At 60.5% G+C, this 22335-nt stretch carries 16 protein-coding genes and 1 pseudogene; 6 read left to right on the top strand and 11 right to left on the bottom strand.

Features of this window, described 5'->3' with window-relative positions; genetic code table 11:
- Positions 1-9: 9 nt before the first annotated feature.
- Positions 10-879, bottom strand: coding sequence for a DUF6279 family lipoprotein (locus tag KGA82_RS16015; protein ID WP_223451179.1), 870 nt, complete (start codon positions 877-879; stop codon positions 10-12).
- A 275-nt stretch (positions 880-1154) separates the two neighbouring features.
- Positions 1155-1343, bottom strand: a complete 189-nt coding sequence (locus KGA82_RS16010) for a hypothetical protein (protein WP_028621608.1) — start codon at positions 1341-1343, stop codon at positions 1155-1157.
- A 351-nt stretch (positions 1344-1694) separates the two neighbouring features.
- Between KGA82_RS16010 and KGA82_RS16005 the strand changes: the two genes are divergently transcribed.
- The 3 genes from KGA82_RS16005 to KGA82_RS29340 all read left to right on the top strand — a co-directional run bounded on the left by KGA82_RS16005 (position 1695) and on the right by KGA82_RS29340 (position 3941).
- Positions 1695-2531, top strand: a complete 837-nt coding sequence (locus KGA82_RS16005; RefSeq protein WP_008034266.1) for a S1 RNA-binding domain-containing protein — start codon at positions 1695-1697, stop codon at positions 2529-2531.
- 165 nt (positions 2532-2696) lie between these two features.
- On the top strand, positions 2697-3629 hold the full coding sequence (locus KGA82_RS16000; protein ID WP_223451177.1) for a DMT family transporter: 933 nt from the start codon (positions 2697-2699) through the stop codon (positions 3627-3629).
- A gap of 183 nt (positions 3630-3812) precedes the next feature.
- Complete coding sequence (locus tag KGA82_RS29340) at positions 3813-3941, top strand: PA1414 family protein (RefSeq protein WP_007914492.1); 129 nt, start codon at positions 3813-3815, stop codon at positions 3939-3941.
- A 93-nt stretch (positions 3942-4034) separates the two neighbouring features.
- Here the strand turns inward: KGA82_RS29340 and KGA82_RS15995 are convergent.
- The 6 genes and pseudogenes from KGA82_RS15995 to speB all read right to left on the bottom strand — a co-directional run.
- Positions 4035-4124, bottom strand: a pseudogene (locus tag KGA82_RS15995) (acyl carrier protein); the annotation flags it as partial.
- A 34-nt stretch (positions 4125-4158) separates the two neighbouring features.
- Positions 4159-4884 (bottom strand): MBL fold metallo-hydrolase, encoded by a 726-nt coding sequence (locus tag KGA82_RS15990; RefSeq protein ID WP_223451174.1) that lies wholly within the window; start codon positions 4882-4884, stop codon positions 4159-4161.
- 85 nt (positions 4885-4969) lie between these two features.
- Entirely contained in the window at positions 4970-6349 is a 1380-nt protein-coding gene (locus tag KGA82_RS15985; RefSeq protein ID WP_192225980.1) for a sodium:solute symporter, read from the bottom strand.
- Positions 6350-6554: 205 nt separating this feature from the next.
- Positions 6555-8066, bottom strand: coding sequence for a purine-cytosine permease family protein (locus KGA82_RS15980; RefSeq protein ID WP_008034259.1), 1512 nt, complete (start codon positions 8064-8066; stop codon positions 6555-6557).
- 54 nt (positions 8067-8120) lie between these two features.
- A complete protein-coding gene (locus tag KGA82_RS15975) occupies positions 8121-8543 on the bottom strand; it encodes a YybH family protein (protein WP_223451172.1) in 423 nt (140 codons plus the stop codon).
- Between the two features lie 9 nt (positions 8544-8552).
- The gene (gene speB / locus KGA82_RS15970; protein ID WP_008034256.1) at positions 8553-9503 is read right to left on the bottom strand and encodes an agmatinase; all 951 of its coding nucleotides are present in this window, start codon (positions 9501-9503) and stop codon (positions 8553-8555) included.
- 333 nt (positions 9504-9836) lie between these two features.
- Here speB and KGA82_RS15965 point away from each other — a divergent pair, with 333 nt between their 5' ends.
- Together KGA82_RS15965 and KGA82_RS15960 are read left to right on the top strand one after the other, a co-directional pair.
- The gene (locus tag KGA82_RS15965; protein WP_008034255.1) at positions 9837-10730 is read left to right on the top strand and encodes a LysR family transcriptional regulator; all 894 of its coding nucleotides are present in this window, start codon (positions 9837-9839) and stop codon (positions 10728-10730) included.
- Between the two features lie 4 nt (positions 10731-10734).
- Entirely contained in the window at positions 10735-11331 is a 597-nt protein-coding gene (locus tag KGA82_RS15960) for a tRNA-uridine aminocarboxypropyltransferase (protein ID WP_223451170.1), read from the top strand.
- 135 nt (positions 11332-11466) lie between these two features.
- On the opposite strand, the gene KGA82_RS15955 is transcribed toward KGA82_RS15960, so the two are convergent.
- The 3 genes from KGA82_RS15955 to KGA82_RS15945 are packed head-to-tail and all read right to left on the bottom strand — an operon-like array spanning position 11467 to position 16369.
- Positions 11467-12822: an HlyD family type I secretion periplasmic adaptor subunit gene (locus tag KGA82_RS15955; RefSeq protein WP_223451168.1), complete on the bottom strand. Its 1356-nt coding sequence runs from the start codon at positions 12820-12822 to the stop codon at positions 11467-11469.
- Positions 12823-12832: 10 nt separating this feature from the next.
- Positions 12833-14992, bottom strand: coding sequence for a type I secretion system permease/ATPase (locus tag KGA82_RS15950; protein WP_223451166.1), 2160 nt, complete (start codon positions 14990-14992; stop codon positions 12833-12835).
- 18 nt (positions 14993-15010) lie between these two features.
- Complete coding sequence (locus tag KGA82_RS15945) at positions 15011-16369, bottom strand: TolC family outer membrane protein (protein WP_223451164.1); 1359 nt, start codon at positions 16367-16369, stop codon at positions 15011-15013.
- 590 nt (positions 16370-16959) lie between these two features.
- On the opposite strand from KGA82_RS15945, the gene KGA82_RS15940 reads away from it, so the two are divergent.
- Positions 16960-22155, top strand: a complete 5196-nt coding sequence (locus KGA82_RS15940; protein WP_223451162.1) for a retention module-containing protein — start codon at positions 16960-16962, stop codon at positions 22153-22155.
- The last annotated feature ends 180 nt before the right edge of the window (positions 22156-22335 follow it).

The following is a 22335-nucleotide window of genomic DNA, read 5'->3' as shown; positions in this document are numbered from 1 at the left end:
GTGTTGTTCTTAGCTCTGTTGTGCTGCCTTAAGGCACTTCAAGTCGTTGAAGTCTTTGCGTACCCCTTCGATTTTTTTCAGCAGCCGCTGGCGTTGAGCCGGTGTGCTTTCGGCCATCAAATCCACAAACAGGCTTCGTGCCTGTGCTTCGGTGTTGGCGTAGGCCTTGCGGTAATCGGCTGTCCATAAGCTCTCGCGATTCACCAGAAGCGTCTCGATGCGCTGTGGGAATCCAGGACTCTGACGCTGCGCAACCGCCGCGCTGAACTGTTTCTGCCAATGCACGCGGTTGGCAATCCATTGCGTGTTCTGGTCGCCCAACGCATTTGACCAGTCAACGACCCGTTGTTGTTGGGGCGGGCTCAGCGGTCCGATCCAGCCATCCAGACGTTTTTCCATGCGCTGACTACGTTCCTTGATCTGTTGAACGAGCGACGGTTTTACGTAGTCCTGCTGGCGTTTGCGCTGGTCTTTGGCAAAGGCTTCGTTCATTTCCGCGACTTGTTTGTCGTCCAGCCCCTGCAACAGCTCGATGGCCGACGGGGTGATTTCCCGGGCGGTCTGGGCGATGGCTTGTTTGGCTTCCTGGGTGCGGGATTGCAGCGCGGCGTCGGTGACCTGATTGGTTTCGACCATCACCTGCAAACGGTCCAGCCAGTCGAGATAGCCTGGCAGTTGCGTGGTGCAGTGCCAGCTCAGGTGTTCCTTGAGGCGCTCGTTGAACCAGCCTTTCTGCTCGCCGTTCATGTCCAGGTAATCGCTGAGCGTCCACGGGATGATCACATCGAGGTTGCGATAGGCCAGGCCCATGCGGCTGCAGGCACCGAGGGCAAGACTGAGAGTGATGACGACAGCGAGACACTTCAACCAGCGCGACATGGGCGAGTCCTTGCGAAAGCGTAGGTTCTCATGTGATCGCAGGATGAGCCTGCCAGTTCAGCCAATCAATAAAACGCGCGTTCAGCCTTGAAGGTGACCAGGCCATTGCACTGACGGTTGTGCCCGGAATAGGCGGAGCTACCGGCGAATGCTCGGCATCGAGGGCCGTTCGTCGATTTTTGAAATATTGATGGGGTTTGGCGGGGTGTTGCGGGGAGGGTTCCAGTCCAAGCGCTTCGAAGCTCAAAGCGCTTAGGGACCAGGTAACGCGGGTGTTATTTTTTGCCCAAGGTAATCTGCTTGGACGGGCCGAACGTCTGGCCGCTGACGCCTTTGGCAATTTGCTGGATCTCGCCGCCGGATTTGAGGAACGCAGCAATCTGATTGTTGATCGATTCGCTGGTTTCAACGGCTGGAGCTGGCTTTGCTTTGCTGGTGGATGCTTTTACGCGCATGGCGGCCATTAACCTGTAGAAAATTAACTTGGCCACGCATCGTACAGGAAATACTTGACAATTGCTTGGCAAATATCCCCCTGAAATACACATCACAAAAGCGCCATTAATCGCAAGTTATTATTCGAGTTATGTCCCTAAGCTGCTGTTTTAAATAAGAACATCGGTAGGGAAGAATGGATTTTTACCTGGCTGGAAGGGCGATGAATCGACAGGTCGGCCTGACGAGCGGCCAGACCCGCCTGTCAAACCCCAGGAAAATTAAGGCCCCCAGAGGATTTTCTCGCGCCACCGGGCCGGGCGCCGAACGCGGCCTGCAAAAACGGGTAGAATGCCGCCCACGCAATGAGGGTATTGGAAATGGCTTTAGTCGGGCGTTACAACAGTTTGCAAGTGGTTAAACACACTAACTTCGGTTTATATCTGGACGGTGGTGCGGACGGCGAAATCCTTCTGCCTAATCGTTATATTCCCAAAGATATTCCCAGCGAAGATGAAGACTGGCTCAACGTTTTTATTTATCTGGACAGCGATGACAAACTCATCGCAACTACCGAAAAGCCGAAAGTTCAGGTCGGTGAATTCGCCAGTTTGAAAGTCGTTGAAGTCAACAGCATCGGCGTCTTCCTGGATTGGGGCTTGCCGAAGGATCTGTTGCTGCCGTTTTCCGAAGAAAAGCGTCAGATGACCGCGGGCGAATATGTCGTGGTGCATGTCTACCTCGACAAGCACACCCGTCGCATCACCGCGACCGCGCGTCTGGACCGTTACCTGGACAAGACCCCGGCCAACTACACCCCTGGCCAGGAAGTTGATCTGCTGGTTGCCGAAGCCACCGATATGGGCTTCAAGGCAATCATCAACAACAAGCACTGGGGCTTGATCCACAAGAACGAAATCTTCAAGTTCATGCGCGCCGGTAAAGAAGAGAAGGGCTTTATCAAAGAAGTCCGTGCCGACGGCAAGATCAGCCTGAGCCTGCAACCAGTGGGCGAAGAAGCCGCCACCAGCCTGAACTCGAAGATCCTCGCCAAGTTGCGCGACAACAACGGCGCGCTGCCGGTGAGCGACAAGAGCGATCCGGCGGTGATCACCAGCATGTTCGGTGTCAGCAAGGGCAACTTCAAGAAGGCCATCGGCGCGTTGTACAAGAATGGCCAGATCGTCATTCATGCCGATCGCATTGAACTGAAGTGACGTCGCGCAAGATGGCGTCCGTGGTGACTTGAAGGTCTCCCACAGGCTACTTTTTCTGGCCATCTGGTTAATAATCGACAGCATAAATATTTGCCCCGACCTTGAGTCGGGGCTTTGCTTTCTACTGTGAGTCACTGCCATGGATTGTATTGTCGAGGTGTTCCGGTGAACGCCACCCGGCGTAGCGCCGATGGGTTTGCCCTGCAAGTGATGGTCGGGTTGTGCCTGATCTGGGGCGTACAGCAAGTCATGATCAAGTGGGCGGCGCCGGACATCGCGCCAGTCATGCAGGCGGCCGGTCGGTCAGGCATTTCTGCGTTGCTTGTAGGATTGCTGATCTGCTGGAAGGGCGGTTGGGATCAGGTCAGCCATACGTGGCGCGGTGGATTATTGGCCGGCGCGCTGTTTGGACTGGAATTTTTCTTCATTTCCGAAGGCTTGCAGCTGACCACGGCCGCACACATGTCGGTGTTCCTTTACACGGCGCCGATCTTCACCGCGTTGGGCGTGCACTGGCTGTTGCCGAGTGAGCGTTTAAGACCGGTGCAATGGTTGGGGATTTTTCTGGCGTTTGTCGGGATTGCCATCGCGTTTGCCGGCGGGGTGTCCTGGGACAACCTCGATCACCGCATGTTGATGGGCGATGCGCTGGGCGTATTGGCCGGTGCCTCCTGGGGGGCGACCACGGTCGTGGTGCGGGCCTCGCGCCTGTCGGAAGCGCCAGTGACGCTCACGTTGTTCTATCAGTTGATTGTCGGTTTCGTCGGCCTGCTGCTGATCGCGATGCTGAGTGGCCAGGTTACCCACGTCAGTCTGACCACCGTGGCCGTGGCCAGCGTGCTGTTCCAGGGGCTGGTGGTCTCGTTTTTCAGCTACCTGACGTGGTTCTGGCTGTTGCGCCGGTATCTGGCGGCGAACCTCGCGGTGTTTTCGTTCATGACGCCGTTGTTCGGTGTCACGTTCGGCGTGGTGTTGCTGGGTGAGGCGCTGAGTCTCAACTTTGTCATCGGTGCCGTGCTGGTGCTGCTCGGCATTACGTTTGTCAGCGCTGAGCAGTGGGTGCGCCGTCGTTTGCGCAAAGCCCTTGGCCAGCAGTGACCGGTCAACCCAGGGTGTCGATCCAGGCCCAGGCGATTGCCTGAGCTAATGGTCAGGTATTTTGATCAATTCAGTAACAGATCATTGCGGATTTTGCCGAGCATTTCGTAGGACTTCGGACTATTATCAGTGCGAAGGGGCTACAGAATTTCAGCCGCTCGGCACTACCCTGAAGGGGGCACCATGAAAGAGAAAATTCAAAACTGGCTGCATGACCTGGGTGTCGCACTCGGTTTGATCGAACCGCCTCTGCAACCTGTGCCTATTCGCACTGACGATGAACAGCGTCGACGCCAGCAGCGTCGTCGGTAACGTCAAGGTCTGGAACACCGCAGCCGTGTTGTAGCAGCTGTCGACGGCTGCATTCGGCTGCGTAGCAGGTGTAAATTCAAAAATCGGGCGAAATCAGTGTCGCCCGATCTCCATCAAAAACCGACTCAGATCATTCGCCGTCCTGGCGATTTTGAGCATCCGCTCTTCCTCGGCGCTAAATGCCTGTTGTTTTCCCTGGTGTCGAGTACAGCAGGCTTCAGCCATGCGAGCGCTGCCACTCATCAATCATCGTGCGCAAATGTTCCCCGGAAAAACTGCCGAAATGCCCGCCATGCACGGTGCGGATCGGTAACTCACGTAAGCGTTGCAGACTGTGCGCGTAGTCGTCGAGGTTGGAATGGTAAGCGTCTTCGATCAGCGGCCCGTCGTAGATGATATCGCCGCTGAACAGGGTTTCGGTCGCTGCTTCATACAGGCTGATGCCGCCCGGTGAGTGTCCCGGCGTGTGTAGCACCTGCAACACGCGATTGCCCAGATCCAGCACGTCACCTTCCTCGATCATTCCCGTGGCCGGCGCGGCTTTGACCCGATACTCGGCGTAGCACAGCGGGCAATCAGGATGCGCCTCGAACATATCGTCGCCGACGAATGCCCGGCTCAAATCGTTTTCGCCGTCAGGTGCCGCCAGGATGTCGGCCTCGGCCGGATGCACCAGGCGTTCGGCAAATTCGTGATGGCCGGCGATGTGGTCGAAATGGCAATGACTGGCCACCGCCACCAATGGCCGTTCGGTGATCCACGGCAGTTGCTCGCGCAGGCTCACCAAACCGGAGCCGCTGTCCAGCAGCAGGTCCTTGTCACGGCCCTGAATGTGCCAGAGGTTGCAGCGGTAGAAGGGACGGATGTAAGGCTCGTGAATCAGACGGATGCCGTCGCTGAGTTGCTTGACCTCGAACCACTGATCGCGAGAAACAATCTTCATCAAAGGTTTTCTCCAGGCGAAAAAAAACGGGTGTGGCAACCGACGCCACACCCGTCGAAGAAAGCATCAAGTCGTTATAGAAAGCTTAGATGGCGTTCGCCACCGCAGCCGGGCGGCGAGACATCAGGCTCACCACAATGAAGCTCACCAGACCTGCGAGCAGGCTGTAGTAGATCGGGGTGTTGGCATCCAGACCGTCCTTGACCATGAACAGCAGAGCGGTTGCGAAGCCCAGGCCCATGCTGGCGATGGCGCCGGCGGTAGTGGCGCGTTTCCAGAAAATCGCACCCATCAGCGGGATCAGCATGCCGCCGACCAACAGGTTGTAGGCCAGGGTCAGGGCGCTGATCACATCGTTCACCACCAGGGCGATACCCAGCACGACAATACCGGTCAGCAGCGTCACCAGGCGGTTCAGGCTCAGGCTCGACTGTTTACCGCCACGCAGTTTAGGTAGCAGGTCTTCGCTCAGAGTAGTGGCGGCAGCCAACAGGCCTGCGCTGGCGGTGGACATCATGGCGGCCAGTGCAGCGGCGATGACCAGGCCACGGATACCGTCCGGCAGCGACAGTTTGACGATGGCGGCGAAAGCGTTGTTGACGTTGTCCAGATCCGGGATCAGTACGTGAGCGGCCATGCCGATCAGGGCGCACGCCAGACCGTAGATGATGCAGTAGATGCCTGCGGCAGTACCGGCGTATTGCGCGACCTTGGCGGTCTTGACGGTGAACACCCGTTGCCAGATGTCCTGACCGATCAGGATGCCGAAGAAGTAGATCACGAAGTAGGTGATGATGGTGTCCCAGCCGATGGTGGTGAAGCTGAAGCTCGCCTCCGGCAGTTTGGCCACCAACTGATCCCAGCCGCCGACGCGGTACAGGCAGATCGGCAACAGGATGAACATCAGGCCCACGGTCTTGATGACGAACTGGACGATGTCGGTCAGGGTCAGGGACCACATGCCGCCGATCGCCGAATAAATTACCACCACGCCACCGCCAACCAATACCGACAGCCAGAACGGCAGGTCGAACAGCACTTGCAGCACGGTGCCGATGGCCAGGATCGAAACCACGCCGATCATCAGTGCATACGCCAGCATGATCACCGCGCTCGCGGAGCGGGCCATCGGGTTGTAGCGTTTTTCCAGCACCTGGGTAACGGTGTAGATTTTCAGTTTCAGCAGCGGTTTGGCGAGGAACAGGTTCAGCGCCACGATCCCGCAACCGAGGGCCGCGCAGAGCCAGAAACCGGAAATGCCATGGACGTAGCCCAGGCGCACGGTGCCGACGGTAGATGCGCCGCCCAGAACGGTAGCGGCCATGGTGCCCATGTACAGGCTTGGGCCGAGGTTACGACCGGCGACCAAAAAGTCTTCGTTGGTCTTGGCCTTGCGCATGCCGTAGTAGCCGAGTATCAGCATCGCGGCGGCGTAGATGAGTACGACGAATAAATCCAATGCCATGATGGCGTGTCTCCGATTGTCTTTTTTATGGTGAGGCGAAAATCAATCCCTGTGGAAAAACCATCTCTGTAGGAGCGTGCGATGCGGCGTTCCGACTTGCCCGCGAAGGCGGTGTGTCAGTCAACATTGATGTTGAATGTGCCGCCGCCTTCGCGGGCAAGCCTCGCTCCTACAGGTCATCCCTAACCACAGGTAATGCGTTTAATCAGGCGGCTTGTCGCAACGCCGGTTTACCGAGCGAATCCGTGCTCTTGCTGCGTGGATCATTCGGGCCGAACACCGCAGCCGATTCCGGGAACAGGCTCAGCAGCGCCAGGTACACCAGCGAGGCCAGGCCGAGGGTTACCGGCAGGCTGATGTCGATGCCATCCGCCAGGTTCCCGAGTACACCCACGAATTGCCCCGGCAGGTTCACAAAGCACAAACCGACCAATGCACTCGGGATCCAGGCACCCAGCCCACGCCAGTTCCAGCCGTGGGTGAACCAGTAACGACCGCCTTTCTCGCCGCGGGTGAACACTTGCAGGTCATCCGGGCAATAGAAGCCGCGGCGTACCAGCAGGCCGATGATCATGATCACCATCCACGGAGTGGTGCAGGTGATGATCAGAACGGCGAAGGTCGACACGCTCTGCACCAGGTTCGCCGCAAAGCGTCCGATGAAGATGAAGGCAATCGACATCACACCGATCAACAGGGTGGCCTTGACCCGCGACAGCACACGCGGGAACACGCTGGACATGTCCAGCCCGGTGCCATACAGCGAGGTGGTGCCGGTGGACATGCCGCCGATCACCGCAATCAGGCACACCGGCAGGAAGAACCAGCTCGGCGAGACGGCCAGCAGGCCGCCGACGTAGTTGTTCGCGGCGATGTAGTCCGGCGCCTTGATCGCTACGATAGTGGCGGTGGCGAGGCCGAACAGGAACGGGATGAACGTTGCGATCTGCGAGATCACCACCGCGGCCATGATCCGGCGCTTGGAGGTTTCACGCGGGATGTAACGCGACCAGTCGCCGAGGAACGCGCCGAAGGAAATCGGGTTGCTCATCGCCACCAGCGCAGCGCCGATGAAGGCAGCCCAGAAACCCGGTTGGCCCATGCTCACGGTGCCGGCGTAGTTCACATCGAAAGGACCGGCGAAAGCGAAGATGCCCAGCAGGAACAGCAGGCTGGCGCTCCACACCGCGATCTTGTTGACCCACAGCAGGAAACGGAAGCCGTAGATGCAAACCGTCAGCACCAGGATCGCGAACAGACCGTAGGCCAGGCCCAGGGTCAGGTCGGTTTCCGGCAGGCCGATCAGGCGTTTTGCGCCACCGATCAGCGCATCACCCGAACTCCACACCGAGAGCGAGAAGAAGGCGATAGCGGTCAACAACGACAGGAACGAACCGACGATCCGCCCGTGCACGCCGAAGTGCGCACCGGAAGACACGGCGTTGTTGGTGCCATTGATCGGGCCGAACAGGCCCATCGGCGCGAGGATCAGCGAGCCCAGCAACACGCCCAGCACAATCGCCCAGACACCCGCCTGGAATGACAGGCCGAACAGCACCGGGAAACTGCCGAGCACGGCGGTGGCAAAGGTATTGGAACCGCCGAAGATCATCCGGAACAAATCCGTCGGGCCTGCGGTGCGTTCGTTGTCCGGGATCTGTTCGACCCCGTAGGTTTCAATGTGCGTAAGGCTTTGGTCGTTGTTGTTGTTATTCATGATCTGCTCCGATCATAAAGGCGCGCTCATCGTGTGTGAGCGTCACCTGTTTGGCTAAGGGGGTGGCAGCCCTTCCGGCATTGCGGACAAATGTTCGTGGCAGGCCAGCCATAGGCCTTGTTGTTCTTGGCCAGACGCTTGTTTCTTGAAAACAATCGTCTCGCGCTCCTGGCTGAAGTGTTGCTCCCCTTGCATGCGCAGCTCGGTGGCCACGTCATGGATGAAAATCGCGACGTCACCCTGCAGGCTGACGAAAGCGTTGCTCGAGGTGCACGACAGCACCTCGAAGCCATCCTCGGCACGCCAGGTGTCCCACAACGCCTGATAGGCATCGCGCGACAGCAGAGGCTGCTCGAGGGTGTAGAAAACGAAGCTGGCGTCAAAGCTGAAGGCGCCGAAGTAGGCTTCGCGATCGTTACGGGCAAAGGCTGCCACCAGGTCGGCGGCAGCGTGCAGAACCTGATCACGTTCGTTCATGACCAATCCTCAGCGGTGGGCCACGCCAGGCAGTACGCAGAGCATTTCGTACAGCAGGTTGGCGCCCAGCAGCGAGGTGTTGCCGGTGGTGTCATAAGCGGGCGAGACTTCTACCAGGTCGCAACCGACCAGGTCGAGACCTTGGCAGCCACGAACGATCTCGATTGCCTGAATGGTGGTCAGGCCGCCGATTTCCGGAGTGCCGGTGCCAGGTGCCCAGGCCGGGTCGATACCGTCGATATCGAAGCTCAGGTACACAGGACCGCCGCCGACTTTCTCGCGAACTTCGGCCATCAGGGGGGCCAGGGATTTGTGCCAGCATTCTTCGGCCTGAACCACACGGAAACCCTGATTGCGGCTCCAGTTGAAGTCATCGGCGGTGTAGCCCTGAGCGCGCAGGCCAATTTGCACTACACGGTCGCAATCCAGAAGACCTTCTTCGACGGCGCGACGGAAGGTGGTGCCGTGGGCGATTTTCTCGCCGAACATGTGATCGTTCACATCGGCGTGAGCGTCGATGTGCACCAGGCCGACCTTGCCGTGCTTTTTGTGGATGGCACGCAGGATCGGCAGGGTGATGGTGTGGTCGCCGCCGAGGGTCAGGGGGATCACATCGTGTTCAAGGATATTGTCGTAAGACTCTTCGATGATCCGCACGGCGTCGAGCAGGTTGAAGGTGTTGATCGCGATGTCGCCGATGTCGGCAACCGACAGCGAGTCGAACGGTGCCGCGCCAGTGGCCATGTTGTACGGGCGGATCATGACCGATTCGGCGCGGATTTCACGCGGCCCGAAACGGGTGCCAGGGCGCAGGGAAGTACCGATGTCCAGTGGGATGCCGATAAAGGCAGCGTCCAGGCCGGCAGCGGTAGGTACATGGGGGAGTCGGAGCATGGTGGCGATGCCGCCGAAGCGCGGCATTTCGTTGCCGCCCAGTGGTTGGTGAAGAATCTTGTCCACGGGTAAGGCCTCATCGTCGTTGTTTTATTTATGTCGGTTGCACCGCACCGGGGAGGCTCGGGCACCGTTAGGGGCCGATTCTGCGAAATGTAGTGACCGGGAAGAATCGCTACGGACAAATACTTAGTTCAGATTTTTCTAAACTAATGGCGGGAGGGGGGATAGACTTCTCGTCTGCCCGGAGGTCCTCTTCGCGGGCAAGCCTCGCTCCTACAGGATTTGTGTGTGTCTCGAAATCGGTGCCGACCTGTAGGAGCCAGCTTGCTGGCGATCGGTTGCGCAGCAACCGCCGTCAAACAACGCGGACTCACCGATACACGCTACGGAGCCCCCATGGCCAACGCTTTACCCGACCTGAAACTATTACGCATCTTCGTCAGCGTGGTCCGCCATCAGGGGTTTGCCAACGCCCAGCAAGAGCTCAACCTCTCGACCTCGGCGATCAGCACCTACATGAGCCAGCTCGAAGCGGCCCTCGGCCTGGTGCTGTGCCATCGCGGGCGCGGCGGTTTCAGCCTGACCAGCAAAGGCGAGCTGTTCCATCAGGAAACCCTGCGCCTGCTCGGCGAACTCGAAGGCTTCGAGCAATACGCGGCGGCGCTGAAGGGCGAATTGCGCGGTACGCTGAACCTCGGCGTCATCGACTCCACCGTCAGCGACAAGGCCTTGCCGTTCGCCGAAGCCATCGGCGCCTACAGCCAGGAACACCCGGCCGTGCATTTGCACCTGTCGGTGATGAGCCCGTACGAGCTGCAACTCGGCGTACAGGACAACCGCCTCGACCTGGCCATCGGTGCGTTTTCCACGCGCATGAGCGGGCTGGTCTACATGCCGTTGTACCGCGAGCAACACTGGCTGTATTGCAGCAGCCGTCATCCGCTGTTCACCGAGCGGCGCATTCCCGAACAGGTCATCACCCAGCAGCGCATGGTCGGTCGCGGCTATTGGAGCCAGGCCGAACTGGCGCGCCACGGCTTCAAGCACAGTGCCGCGACCGTGGAAAGTATGGAGGCGCAGTTGATTCTGGTGCTGTCCGGCGCCTACATCGGTTACCTGCCGGAGCATTACGCCCAGGCCTGGGCCGACAAGGGTGATTTACGCGTGTTGCTGCCGGCGACCTTCGGTTACCAGGCACCGTTCTCGATGATCATGCGCCGGGGCCGCAGCCGCGAACCGTTGATCCAGACCTTCCGCGACCTGCTCAAGGCGCAGCTCAATCAGGCTTGAAACCATGTCCAGAATCCAATGCCCGCGCTGCCTGCGCCCGCAAACCCACTGCCTGTGCCCATTGATCCCGAGCCTCGACAGCCGCACTCGGGTGTTGCTGTTGCAGCATCCGAGCGAAGTGAACCATGCGCTGAACACCGCAAGGCTGGCGGCGTTGGGGTTGAACAATGCCGAGTTGATTGTGGGTGAAGTGTTCGAGGATTTACCGGCACTGTTGAACCAGTCGGGCTATCAGGCGCGATTATTGTTTCCGGCCGATGATGCGCAACCGATGCAGGCGTACGCCGCAAACGATGAGCCACTTTTGTTGGTCGTGCCGGACGGCACCTGGCGCAAGGCGCGCAAAATGCTGCACCTCAATCCGCTGCTGGCGGCATTGCCCCGAGTGACTTTGGTGGAGGGCGGCGTGTCGCGGTATCGCTTGCGCAAGGCGCCGGCGCCGGGGGCGTTGTCGACGGTGGAGGCGATTGTGCAGGCGTTGCAGACGCTGGAAGCGCCTGTCAGTTTCGAGCCGTTGTTGAAACCGTTCGAGGCGTTGATCGAGGGGCAGATTGCGGCGATGGGGGAGGCCGTTTTCCAGCGCAACCACGGTCCGCAATAGTCGTCAGTGAGGGCCTCTTCGCGGGCAAGCCTCGCTCCTACAGGTATGCGTAATGTCGGAATCAACGCATAACCTGTAGGAGCGAGGCTTGCCCGCGAAGAGGCCGGGTCAAACACCCAATTTTTCGGAAAGTGATTACCGCTCCCGCATCGCCTCCGTCCGCGCTTTCAACACCGGTTTCAGCAGATAATCCAACACACTTTTCTCCCCGGTAATGATATCCACCGTCGCCACCATCCCCGGAATGATCAGCAGTGGTTTCACATCCCCGCCCAAGTGGTTTTTATCGGTCCGCACCTGAATCAGATAGAAGCTGTTGCCCTTGTCGTCAGTAATCGTGTCCGCACCAATCAGTTCAAGCCTGGCACTCAACCCACCATAAATCGTGTAGTCGTATGCACTGAACTTGACCATCGCTTTCTGCCCCGGATGCAGGAACGCCACGTCTTGCGGGCGCACCTTGGCTTCGATCAGCAGGTTGTCTTCGATGGGCACGATTTCCACCATATCGCTGCCCGGCTGGACCACGCCGCCGATGGTGTTGACCTTCAGCACTTTGATAATCCCGTGTACCGGCGATACCACCGTGGTGCGGCTCACGCGGTCGTCGATGGCGATGCTCGATGCGGTGATTTTCGACAGCTCGGTGCGTTTCTCATTGAGCTCTTTCGCCGCGTCCGAACGGAAGGTTTGTTCCGACTCGTCGATCTTGCTTTTGATCTCGTTGATCGCCGACTCGGCGCGAGGAATCGCCAGGGTCGTGGCATTCAGCGAACCGCGTATTTCCACCGCGCTGCGTTTGAGCCGCAGGATTTCCACCGGCGACACCGCCCCGGTGCCCACCAGTGGCGCGGACATGTTCATTTCCTGTTGCAGCAACGCCAGGCTTGAACTGTATTGACCCTGTTTGGAGCGGAACTCCGCCAGTTCCTGGGTTTTCTGCCGCAGTTGTTCGGTCAGCGTGCGTTGCTCGCTGGCCAACCGGCGTTGCCGTTGTTCGTACAGCGAGCGCTCGTCCTCGGCCACTTGCGGGGCCTTGGCAATCACCTCCGGCGACAAACTGAACGGCCGCCCCTCGGCCTCGGCGGACAGGCGTTCGACCTGCGCGGTCAAGGCATAACGATCCGCTTCACTCTCGCCCTTGTTCGACAGAAACCGCGTGTCATCCAGGCGCAGCAACGTGTCGCCCTTGTTCACCATTTGCCCTTCGCGCACAAAAATCTCGGTGACGATGCCGCCTTCCAGGTTCTGGATCACCTGCACCTTGCTCGACGGAATCGCCTTGCCTTCGCCCATGGTGACTTCCTGCAACACGGCGTATTTGGCCCAGACCACGGCGCTGATGATCAGCGTAGCGGCAAGCCACACGGTGATCCGCGACCAGCGTGGGGAATCCTGCAACGAAGCGCCGGCCGTCTCCGGCATGAACTCGCTTTCGGCGCTTTTGCTGAAGCTGTCGAAGTAGCCGCGTGAGCTTTGTGACGATGACATGAGCGGACTCCTAGACGGCCGCAGAGCCGACACGGCCCTTGCGCAGTGCATCGATGACCGCTTCTTTCGGACCGTCGGCGACGATCCGCCCGTTGTCGAGCACCACCAGCCGATCCACCAGGCTGAGCATCGAGGTGCGGTGGGTCACCAGCAGCAAGGTTTTACCCTGGACCCAACCGTGAAGTTTTTGCCGCAAAACATCTTCGCTGCTGTTGTCCATGGCGCTGGTGGGTTCGTCGAGCAGCATGATTGGCGGGTCGAGCAACAAGGCGCGGGCCAGCAATACGGCTTGGCGTTGCCCCCCCGACAACAACTGCCCGCGTTCGCCGACGGGGCGGTCAAACCCTTGTGGGTGTTGGCGCGCGAGCTCGGTGACGCCGGTCAGTTCGGCCACCTCCAGCATCCGCGCATCGCTGATGTAGCGTGCGCCGAGTGTCAGGTTGTCGCGCAGGCTGCCGGCCAGCAACGGCAGGTCATGGGCGACGTAACCGATCTGCTGGCGCAGGTCGGCGACGTCCAGTTGCCGCAGGTCCAGGCCATCGAGCAGCAACTGGCCTTCCTCCGGTTCGTAGAACCCCATGACCAGTCGCCCCAGGGTGCTTTTGCCCGAGCCGCTGCGACCGATGATGCCGACCCGCTCACCGGGTTTGAGGCTGAAACTGATGTTGGCCAGCGCTGGTGCATTCTGGCCGTTGTAGCGAAAGGTCACGCCGCTGACGTCGAGGGCGCCTTGCAGTTGCGTGCGCTCCAATGGCCGCTGTTTCGCATCGCGCTCCTGCGGCAGGCCCATCAGCGCATCGGTACTTTTCATGGTCAGTTGCGCTTGCTGATAGCGCGTGATCAGCCCGGCGATCTGCCCCAGCGGTGCGAGTACGCGGCTGCCAAGCATGTAGGTCGCCACCAGCGCGCCGACGCTGAGGTTGCCGGCGATGATGCTGTAGACCCCGGCGACGATGGTCGCCATGCCGGAGAACTGCTGGATGAACAGCGTGCCGTTGGTGGCCAGCGCCGAGAGGTTGCGCGCGTGGCTGTCGAGGCGGGTGAGGGCGCCGTGGGTGCTTTCCCATTTGTGCTGGCGCTCGCTTTCGGCGCTGCAGGCCTTGAGGGTTTCCAGGCCGCCGAGGGTTTCGATCAGCAACGCCTGGCGTTCGGCGCCGAGGGTCAGGCTTTTTTGCACGGTGTCGCGCAGCCTTACCTGAATCACCATTGCGAACAGGATCGTAATCGGAAACGCCAGCAACGGAATGACTACCAGCCAGCCACCGAGCAGGCCGATCACCACCAGCATCAGCACGGCGAAGGGCAGGTCGATCAGGCTGGTCAGGGTGACCGCGGTGAGGAATTCGCGCAGGCCCTGGAAGTCATGGATGCTCTGGGCAAAACCGCCGATGGTCGCCGGCCGCGCTTTCATCGACATGCCGGTGATGCGTTCGAACAAGGTCGCGGACAGGATCACGTCGGTCTTCTTGCCGGCGGTGTCCAGCAAATGCGCGCGGACCACCCGCAATGCCAGCTCGAAACCGGTGCCGGTCAGCAAGCCGATGGACAGCACCCACAGGGTCGAAGTGGCCTGGTTCGGCACCACTCGGTCGTAGGTCTGCATCACGAACAACGGCACCATCAGCCCCAGCAGGTTGATCAGGAAACTCGCCAGGATCGCATCGCTGTAAAGCCACTTCGACAGCTTCAAGGTGTCGCGAAACCACGCCTCCACACGCGGCACCAGTGGCGAACGCAGGTCTTCGAGTTCATGCCGTGGCCGGGCGAACAAGGCCTGGCCACTATAACTTTCGGCCAGCTCTTCACGGCTGACCCATTGCTCGCCGCCGTCGGCTTCGCTCGGCAGAATCAGCAGGCGACCATCATCGCCAAAGCGACGCAGCACGGCGGTGCGACCGTTGTCGAGGATCAGCAGCACCGGCAGGTTGAGCGCAGAAATGTCGCCCAGTTCACGGCGCAACAAACGCGCCTGCAAACTGGCCCGGGCCGCTGCGCGCGGCAGCAGGTCCAGGCTCAGGCGTTGGTGTGCCATTGGCAGCCCGGCACTCAGGCTGGCGCGACTGACCGTCGCGCCATGAAGTTTGCAGAGAATCAACAGACCGTCCAGAAGCGGGTCATCGAAGCTCAGCCGCGGATCGACACCAGTGTTGCCGGATTCCATGCTGGTCACATTGCTCGCTCCAGTACGCTACTTCAGTTCAGGCAAACGGGCTTCGTTTTTCACTTCGGTCCGGGCAATCGCGTCGGCGGGCAGTACCACGCGTTGTTTGCTCAGCAACTGGCCCATGTTTGCCAGCACGCGGTACATCGAGAATTCCTCGGTGTAGCGCACTTCGGTATAGCGACGGTTGGCGTTGTAGAGTTCGTTTTCACTGTCGAGCACGTCAAGCAGGGTCCGTTGGCCGAGGCCGAACTGGTCCTGATACGCCGCCCGTACGCGGGTAGTGGTTTCGGCGTATTCGCGGGCAGTCGGGGTTTGTTTTTTCGCGTTGACCATGGCGTTCCAGGCCAGGTGAATGTTCTCGTTGAGCTGGCGCAGGGCGTTGTTGCGGATGTCCATGGCCTGGTTGATCTTGTGCGCGTCGGAGGCCAGTCGTGCCTTGTCGCTGCCGCCGCGGAACAGGTTGTAGTTCATCACGACGCCGACGCGCCATTCGTTGTCGTGGCCTTCTTCACCGGCGATGTTGTTATTCGCCCCCACCGCGGCTTCAGCGTCGAAGCGTGGGTAGAACGGCGACTTGGCGACTTCGTACTGGCTCTCGGCCGATTGCACATCTGCCTGGGCCGATTTCAGGTACGGGTTGTTGTCGACCATGCTTTGTTGGGCATCCCGGATCGTGGCCGGCAATTCGCCGCGAATCGATGGCAGCGTTTCCAGTTCATCGGGCATGCGCCCTGTGACGGCGTAGAAATTCGCTTCGGCATCGGCCAGATCGACTTCGGCGGTGTCGAGGTTGTTTTCCGCGAGGGCTCGACGCGCCACGGACTGGTCGGCGTCAGCGGTGCTGCCGATCCCGCGCTGGGTGCGCAGGCCGATCTGGTCGTTGACCCGCAGGTGGGCTTGCAGGTTGTTCTTGGCCAGCGTCACCAGTTCGCGGCGCTTGAGCACTTCGAGGTAGACCTCGATGGTGCGCAGGGCCAGATCCTGAGCGGTGCCCTGCGCGTAATAGGCCCGTGAATTGACCACGCCTTTGGTGCGCTCGACTTCGTTGGCCGTGTTGAAGCCATCGAACAGCATCTGCCGCAGACGCAGTTCCGATTGGGTGTAGTTCAGGATTTCCGTGTGGTGATTGCCGAAGGCCCGGGTGTTGGTGTTATCGCTGTACCCGCGCCCGTACGAGGCGTTCAGGTCCACGGAAGGATAAAAGCCCCCCTTGGCGACTTTCACGTCTTCATCGGCCGACAGACGGCTGTCCACCCGCGACGCCAGTTCCGGGTGAGTCGCAAGGGTGCTCTGGATCGCCTCGGTCAGTGACATGGCGTGAGCCTGAGAAGTACAGGCCATCGCCAATAGAATCGCACTGCAGATGGGGTTCAATCGGCGCATGGGTACATCTCCCTGAGTCCTAATGGTGCTTATTAGTCGCCAATTATTTGACGACATTTATAGGTAAAACCGTTTCATGCTCTTTACAACAGAGCTAAGAACATTCTGGGAGGAATCTAAGAAGGATTTCTCATAAGGGTTATGCCAAAAAAAACTTATGCGCTCTGCAAAATCCAGCACATTGTTCACGTCGAAAGCCCTTGATTTATGAGCGTTAGGGCGCTCGAAAGGGCAAAAGGAAAGTTCCACCCACATATCGACTAGGGCGTAGAAGTGCTGGAGGGGAGGGACGCGAAACGGTTTTCTTGGTGACGGTTTTTTGTCACTTGGTTGGTTCAGAACCGTTACGCATCGCTCACTGGACGAGGTGTTACCGAACAGGATCCCGATGCCTTTGATTGCAGAGGGTTTTATTCCGTAGCGGACACGTCGCCCGTGAGCGACACGCTTGGCGAGATAGTCGCCAGGGCAGTGGCTTGGTGTTGACGAGCTGCTCCCCGGAAGAGGCTCGCCGGCCACCGCTTTACCCATGAGCACGTTCTTCGCAAACAACAGGATGCCGACGGCAGTCGGCAGCGGAGGAAGTGCACATGGCTACGCTCATCGGTATCGTCAGTAAGGTCATTGGTCAGGTGTTCGCCCAGGGGAGCGACGGTACCCGGCGTGTGCTGATCGAGGGGGACCGGCTGTTTGCCGGCGATCAACTGATCACCGGGGCCGAAGGCGCGGTGGCGGTGCACCTGCAAAATGGCCAGGAACTGACGCTCGGGCGTGGCAGCAGCCTGCAAATGAACCCTCAGTTGCTGGTGGATCACGCCTCCCATGTGAATACACCTGAAGCGACCACGCCGACTCAGGCTCAACTGTCAGATGTCGAGCGAGTACAAAAAGCCATCGCGGCGGGCGACGACCCGACCCAAACCGCTGAAGCGACCGCGGCGGGGCCGGGCACACCGGGTGCGCCCGGCGGTGCATTGGGCGGCGGCCATAGTTTTGTGCTGCTGGAGGAAGTGGCCGGGCGGGTCGATCCGACTGTCGGTTTTCCCACGGCGGGCTTCAATGGTGTTCCCGAATTTCCCCGGGAGCGTCTGGCCGGTGATCCGGACAATGGCGGCAATGCGACCGCTGCACCGATTGTGGCGGATACCCCGGATCGTCCGGACATTCCGGACATTCCGGATACTCCAGACAATCCAGACAATCCAGACAATCCCGTCACCCTGGATGGCCTCGACGTAGAGGGCGGCGAGCTGACCGTCTACGAAAAAAACCTCACCTACGGCACCGACCCGGACGCACCGGCCCTGACCCAATCCGGCACCTTCACCGTCACCGCGCTGGACGGTCTGCAAACCCTGACCGTGGGCGGCATTGCCGTGGTTACGACGGGCGTGGCGGCAGGTTTCCCGCAATCGAGCGAGACCGACACCGGCGCGATCTTCACCATCACCGGTTACAACCCGGCGACCGGTGTGGTGAGTTACAGCTACACGCTGCGCTACGACAGCGACCACCCGAATCCCGGTGGTGCCGACAGCATTTCCGAACACTTCGACGTGGTGGCCAAGGATGTCGACGGCAGCACCGCAACCGGGCAGATCAACGTCAACATCGTCGATGACACACCGAACGCCAACCCGGACGCGACCTCGGTGGCGGAGGGCGGCACCGTCAGCGGCAACGTGCTGTGGAATGACGTCGCCGGCGCCGATGGCCCCTTGCTCGGCGGTGGCGTGGTCGGCGTGCGCGCCGGCTCGGACACCTCGACCCCGGTCAACGGCGGCCTCAACACCCACATCAACGGCACCTACGGCTACCTGACCCTGGACGCCCAAGGCAACGCCGAATACCACAGCTACCCGAACGGGGTGAACGGCCCCGGTGCGACCGACGTGTTCACCTACACCTTGCGTGATAACGACGGCGACGAAAGCACCACGACCATCACCATCGACGTCAGCAATGGCTGCATCAGCCCGGTCACCCTCAACGGCCTTGACGCGTATGGCGGTGAACTGACCGTCTACGAGAAAAACCTCACCTACGGCACCGACCCGGACGCACCAGCGCTGACCCAGACCGGCACCTTCAACGTCAATGCGCCGGATGGCCTGCTGACCCTCACCGTCGGCGGCATCGCCGTGGTTACGGCGGGCGTGGCGGCAGGTTTCCCGCAATCGAGCGAGACCGATACCGGCGCGATCTTCACCATCACCGGTTACAACCCGGCGACCGGTGTGGTGAGCTACAGCTACACGTTGCGTTACGACAGCGACCACCCGAATCCCGGTGGTGCCGACAGCATCTCCGAGCACTTCGATGTGACGGCCAAGGATGTCAACGGCAGCACCGCGACCGGACAGATCAACGTCAACATCGTCGATGACACACCGAACGCCAACCCGGACGCGACCTCGGTGGTGGAGGGCGGCACCGTCAGCGGCAACGTGCTGTGGAACGACGTCGCCGGCGCCGATGGCCCCTTGCTCGGCGGTGGCGTGGTCGGCGTGCGCGCCGGCTCGGACACCTCGACCCCGGTCAACGGCGGCCTCAACACCCACATCAACGGCACCTACGGTTACCTGACCCTGGACGCCCAGGGCAACGCCGAATATCACAGCTACCCGAACGGGGTGAACGGCCCCGGCGCGACCGACGTGTTCACCTACACCTTGCGTGATAACGACGGTGATGAAAGCACCACGACCATCACCATCGACGTCAGCAACGGCTGCATCAGCCCGGTCACCCTCAGCGGCCTTGACGCGTATGGCGGTGAACTGACCGTCTACGAAAAAAACCTCACCTACGGCACCGACCCGGACGCACCGGCCCTGACCCAGACCGGCACCTTCAACGTCAACGCGCCGGATGGCCTGCTAACCCTCACCGTCGGCGGCATCGCCGTGGTCACTGCCGGCGTGGCGGCAGGTTTCCCGCAATCGAGCGAGACCGACACCGGCGCGATCTTCACCATCACCGGTTACAACCCGGCGACCGGTGTGGTGAGCTACAGCTACACACTGCGTTACGACAGCGACCACCCGAATCCCGGTGGTGCCGACAGCATCTCCGAGAACTTCGATGTGACGGCCAAGGATGTCAACGGCAGCACCGCAACCGGGCAGATCAACGTCAACATCGTCGATGACACACCGAACGCCAATCCTGAGGCAACGTCGGTGGTGGAGGGCGGCACCGTCAGCGGCAACGTGCTGTGGAATGACGTCGCCGGCGCCGATGGCCCCTTGCTCGGCGGTGGCGTGGTCGGCGTGCGCGCCGGCTCGGACACCTCGACCCCGGTCAACGGCGGCCTCAACACCCACATCAACGGCACCTACGGTTACCTGACCCTGGACGCCCAGGGTAACGCCGAATACCACAGCTACCCGAACGGGGTGAACGGCCCGGGCGCGACCGACGTGTTCACCTACACCCTGCGCGATAACGACGGTGACGAAAGCACCACGACCATCACCATCGACGTCAGCAACGGCTGCATCAGCCCGGTCACCCTCAGCGGCCTTGACGCGTATGGCGGTGAACTGACCGTCTACGAAAAAAACCTCACCTACGGCACCGACCCGGACGCACCGGCGCTGACCCAGACCGGCACCTTCAACGTCAACGCACCGGATGGCCTGCTGACCCTCACCGTCGGCGGCATCGCCGTGGTCACCGCCGGCGTGGCGGCAGGTTTCCCGCAATCGAGCGAGACCGACACCGGTGCGATTTTGACCATCACCGGTTACAACCCGGCGACCGGCGTGGTGAGTTACAGCTACACGTTGCGCTACGACAGCGACCACCCGAATCCCGGTGGTGCCGACAGCATCTCCGAGCACTTCGATGTGGCGGCCAAGGATGTCAACGGCAGCACCGCAACCGGGCAGATCAACGTCAACATCGTCGATGACACGCCGAACGCCAACCTTGAGGCAACGTCGGTGGTGGAGGGCGGCACCGTCAGCGGCAACGTGCTGTGGAATGACGTCGCCGGCGCCGATGGACCTTTGCTCGGCGGTGGCGTGGTCGGCGTGCGCGCCGGCTCGGACACTTCGACGCCGGTCAACGGCGGCCTCAACACCCACATCAACGGCACCTACGGCTACCTGACCCTGGACGCCCAAGGCAACGTCGAATACCACAGCACCCCGAATGCCGTGAACGGCCCCGGTGCGACCGACGTCTTCACCTACACCCTGCGTGATAACGACGGTGACGAAAGCACCACGACCATCACCATCGACGTCAGCAACGGCTGCATCAACGCAGTCAGCGACAATGGCGTCGCCATCATCACCAACGTCCTGTCGGGCAACGTCACGGTGCCGGGCGACGTGCTGCTGGCCAACGACATCGATGCCAACACCAACCCGCTGACCGTATCGCCAACCACCTTCAACACTGGCTGGATTGTCAAAGGTGCGGACTTTACCGGCAGCAACCCGAGCTACAGCTTCACCGGCAACAACGCTCAATCGGTGACCATCGCGCGCAGCGCATTCGTCGCCAACACCGCAGCCATGACCGCGGTGCTGGTGGTCAGCGGAGCGTTGGGCGAAGCCAAAAACAACAACAACGGCAACGGCAACGGCAACGGCAACAGCAACAGCAACAGCAACAGCAACAGCAATGACGAGGACCACATCACCGTCACCCTCAAACAGGGTGAAACCCTGAACCTCGATCACAACCTGGCGGGCGGTCACGTCAGCATGGAGTACTCGGTCAACGGCGGCTCGTTCATCGGCATCGGCGATGGCCAGACCATCACCGCCGCAGTAGACGGCACCTACCAGATCCACATCATCAACATCGATGACGGCGGGCATGGCAACGGCAAGGGCGCGGAAAACTACCAACTGACCATGACCGTCGACTACTCCGGCGCCCACAACACCACCCCGGACTATCACGGCGCCTACGCCGTCGACGACAGCACAGCGGTGACCATCAGCTATCAGGACGGTCACACCCTCACCGGCACAACGGGCGACGACATGCTGGTGGCGGGCACCGGCAACAACGTGATCAACGCCGGCGACGGCAACGATGTGCTCACCGCCGGTGCAGGCAACAACGAGCTGCACGGTGGCGCCGGCAATGACTTGCTCTACAGCGGCGCGGGCAACGACCTGCTCGACGGCGGCACCGGTATCGACACCGCGAGCTACGCCCACGCCACCGCCGGGGTCAAAGTGGATCTGAGCCTGCTCGGCGCGCAAAACACCGTGGGTGCCGGCACTGATACCCTGACCGCCATCGAAAACCTCACCGGTTCCAGCTTCGATGACAAACTGACTGGCGACAGCCACAACAACATCATCACCGGCGGCCTCGGCAACGACGTGCTCAACGGTGGCGGCGGCGATGATGTGCTCATCGGCGGCCTCGGCAACAACACCCTCACCGGTGGTGCCGGCACCGACTCCTTCCTGTGGCTCAAAGGCAACAGCGGCCACGACGTGGTCACCGACTTCACGCCAGGTGCCGACAAACTCGACCTGTCGCAACTGCTGCAAGGGGAGAACGGCACGGCGGCGTCGCTGGATGACTACCTGCACTTCAAAGTCACCGGCAGCGGCGATTCACTGGTCACCAGCATCGACGTCAGCGGCATGGCGGGTGCTGCGCCGAACCAGACGATCGACCTGGCCGGTGTGGACCTGGCCAGCCATTACGGTGTGACACCGGGCGCGGGTGGGGTGATTGCCGGAGCGGATACGGCGACCATCATCAACGGCATGTTGAATGACCACTCGTTGAAGGTGGATACCGTGTGACCTGAAACCTTAAACAACAAAACCCGTCATCCCTGTGTAAGGGATGGCGGGTTTTTTGTTGTGTGCAGTTTGGGGAAGTGTCCGACCAGCGGTAGCAAAACCTGTGATTTCTGACAGTAGCCAGCGCTAGCGGCCTGTCTTTAAATCCAACCATGAGGTTGCAGGTTTTTAGTTGTAGCG

This window comes from Pseudomonas sp. BF-RE-22 (assembly GCF_019956155.1).
Lineage (GTDB): Bacteria > Pseudomonadota > Gammaproteobacteria > Pseudomonadales > Pseudomonadaceae > Aquipseudomonas > Aquipseudomonas migulae.
The sequence above is the reverse complement of the archived record's forward strand: the minus strand, read 5'-3'. Positions and strand labels throughout refer to the sequence as shown.